The organism is Actinomadura fibrosa, assembly GCF_900659615.1.
GTDB lineage: Bacteria > Actinomycetota > Actinomycetes > Streptosporangiales > Streptosporangiaceae > Spirillospora > Spirillospora fibrosa.
The window spans coordinates 1-2,751 of sequence record NZ_CAACUY010000489.1; the positions used below are offsets into that span (position 1 = coordinate 1).

Below are 2,751 nucleotides of genomic sequence, written 5' to 3' on the forward strand. Positions count from 1 at the left end.
TGCCGACGTAGGCGACCCGCGAGCCGTATCCGAGCCCCGCGGCCTCCAGGGCGCGCGCGGCCCAGCTGGAGCGCTCGTCGAGCTCCGCGTAGCCGACGGAGCGGCCGCGCAGATCGTCCCAGACGAGCCGGATCCGGCGGACGGGCCGGAGGGCGGCGCTCACAGCGCCCTGCCCGCGACGCCGCCGAGGACGCCCGCGGCGAACGCGAGCGGCAGCGTGAACAGCCACGCGGCGCCGATCCCGAGGACGTTCTGCCAGCGCACCCGGGAGGCGCCCTCGCTGGCGGCGGCGCCGACGATCCCGGCCGTGACGGACTGCGTCATGCTGACCGGCGCGCCCGCGATCGAGCTGGCCGCGACCGACGCGGCGGCGGCCGCCTCGGTCGAGACGACGTGCAGCGGCCTGGCCAGCACGAGGCCGCGGCCGAGCCGCTCCCCCACCCGGTGCGCGGCGCTCAGCGCGCCCGCGCAGAACACGACGGCGATCGCGGCGAGCACGACCGGCGTCGGCTGGACGGGCCCGACCGCGCCGAGCCGCCGCGTGGACACGACCTGCCGCGCCACGCTGACGACCGCGAGCATCTTCTGCCCGTCGTTCGCCGCGTAGGCGGCGCACTGCGCGGTGTAGGCGAGCAGGTGGGCGGTCCGGACGGCCCCGGGCATCCCGGCGAAGGACGGCACGCGCCGCGACGCGACCCCGAGCGCGAACCCGACGGACGTGCCGACCAGCGGGGCGGCGGCCCCGATCAGCAGGACGAGCGCGAGCCCGCCCCAGGCCACGCGCAGCCCGATGCCGAGTCCGGCGCCGCCGATGCCGCCGACGATCGCCAGGGTCAGGCTGGTGGGCAGCCCGCGCCGGGTGAGGCAGGCGACGACGGCGAGCGCGACGGCCACGCCGAGCAGGAACGCGAGCGCGCCGCGCCGGTCGCCGAGGTCGGTCAGCCGCTCGGTGAACGTCCGCGCGACCGCGACCGTCACCTGCGGGACGAGGACGAGCGGCATGAGCGCCAGCGCGGTGAGGAGCAGCCCCGGCGAGCGGGGGAAGCGCCCGCTGAGCCCGAGCAGGACGGCGCCGTCGTTGACGCCGGTGATCCAGACGAACGCCAGCGCCAGCGCGCCGAACGCCACCGCCCAGATCACCGGAGCTCCGCGAGCGCGACGCGGCGCTCCTCGCGCAGCGACAGCGTCGCGGCCTCGGCGACCAGGAGGGCCTCCAGCGCCTCGTCCACGGTGCAGGGGCTGTCGGCGCGGCCCCGCGCCATTTCCAGGAACGTTCCAATCTCGTTCGTGTAGGCGGGCTCGAAGCGCTCCCGGAAGTCCGTCCAGGGATCGCCGGAGGGCCAGTCGACGCCCGGTTCGGCCGACCGGAGCGGGGCGCGCTCGTCCAGTCCGACCACCCAGGTGCCGGCGGTGCCCGCGAGCTCCATCCGGACGTCGTATCCGGCCCGGTTGTACCGCGAGCCCTGGAGCGTGGCGATCGTCCCGTCGTCCATGACGAGGACGGCGGCGCTCGTGTCCACGTCGCCGGCCGCCGCGAAGTAGGGGTCCCCGCGGTTGGCGCCGACGGCCGTCACCGACTCCACCTCCCGGCCGGTGACCCAGCGCAGGACGTCGAAGTCGTGGATGTGGCAGTCGCGGAAGATCCCGCCGGACGAGCGGACGTACTCGGCGGGCGGCGGCCCCGGGTCCGCGGTGACCAGGTGGACGCGGTGCAGCGCCCCGAGCCGCCCGTCCAGCACGGCGCGCCGGGCCGCGGCGTAGCCGGCGTCGAACCGGCGCTGGAACCCGACGTGCACCGGGACGCCCGTCTTGGCGGCGCGGTCGCGGACCTCCAGCGTCGTGCGCAGGTCCGGGGCGACGGGCTTCTCGCAGAACGCGGGGACGCCCGCCTCGCAGGCGCGGACCAGCAGCTCGGCGTGCGTCGACGTCGGCGTGGCGATGACGACCGCGTCCAGCCCGGCGGCGAGCACGGCGTCCGGGTCGCCGGCGCTGGCGCCGATCGGCCCCGCGAGCGCCACCGCGCGGCGGACGTCGGCGTCGCCGATCAGCAGCGCATCGACCTGCGGATGCCCGCCCAGGAACCGGGCGTGCGACGCCCCGATCCGCCCCGCGCCCAGCAGTCCGACCCGCATGGTGCCTCCCAAGGCATGTCTCGGCCTGTCCGATTCCGATGGCGAGTTCACCTGATGGACCGCTGATGGACACCGGCCGTTCATCTTCTCGTCATCTCCGTGTGGCTTGCCGCACATTTGTAGCCCGCGAAAGATGGGCAGTCAATAGTTTGTTCTTACATCTTGACGTTCTGACCTGAACTGGCTTCATGCGGTCACCGGCGCCCGGCGGGCATGCCGACGGCCCGGCCGGCGGCCGGGTGGTCGGGGCGCTCGCCCGCTACTGCCGCAGGTCCGGCGCGTCCTCTCGCCGGCCCAGGCTGAGCGCCCGGGTGGTGTCGCGTTCGTCGAGGCGGGGAGGCACGGTGTCGCGCCGTCCCGCGGCCGGGGCCTCGCCGGAGATCCGGTCCAGCAGGACCGCCATGGCCCTGCTCCCCAGCTCCGCGGCCGGGGAGGCGACCGCCGTCACCCGGGCGGCCCGGGCTCCCGGCGAGTCCCCGACGACGATCAGCGAGACCTCGTCCGGGACGCGCCGCCCGGCCCGCAGCAGCGCGGTGAGCGCCGCGGTGCCGGTCGGGTCGCCGAGCGCGAGGACGGCGGTCGGCGGTTCGGGCGCCCGCCACGGCTCGTCCGGCGCGGT

General features: G+C 76.3%; 3 protein-coding genes. All 3 read right to left on the reverse strand.

The features are described from left to right. Positions 1 to 159: 159 nt before the first annotated feature. Positions 160 to 1,140 (reverse strand): inorganic phosphate transporter, encoded by a 981-nt coding sequence (locus E1300_RS48935; protein WP_131764076.1) that lies wholly within the window; start codon positions 1,138 to 1,140, stop codon positions 160 to 162. Beyond that, positions 1,137 to 2,132: a Gfo/Idh/MocA family protein gene (locus E1300_RS48940; protein WP_131764077.1), complete on the reverse strand. Its 996-nt coding sequence runs from the start codon at positions 2,130 to 2,132 to the stop codon at positions 1,137 to 1,139. Before E1300_RS48940 ends, E1300_RS48935 begins: the two co-directional genes overlap by 4 nt. Positions 2,133 to 2,391: 259 nt before the next feature. Then, on the reverse strand, positions 2,392 to 2,751 hold a 360-nt coding region (locus E1300_RS48945; protein ID WP_131764078.1), incomplete at its 5' end, for a substrate-binding domain-containing protein.

Bases quoted from the DNA above. Each gene is read 5' to 3' on its own strand.
- E1300_RS48940 (WP_131764077.1), bottom strand. From the start codon at position 2,132: ATGCGGGTCGGACTGCTGGGCGCGGGGCGGATCGGGGCGTCGCACGCC.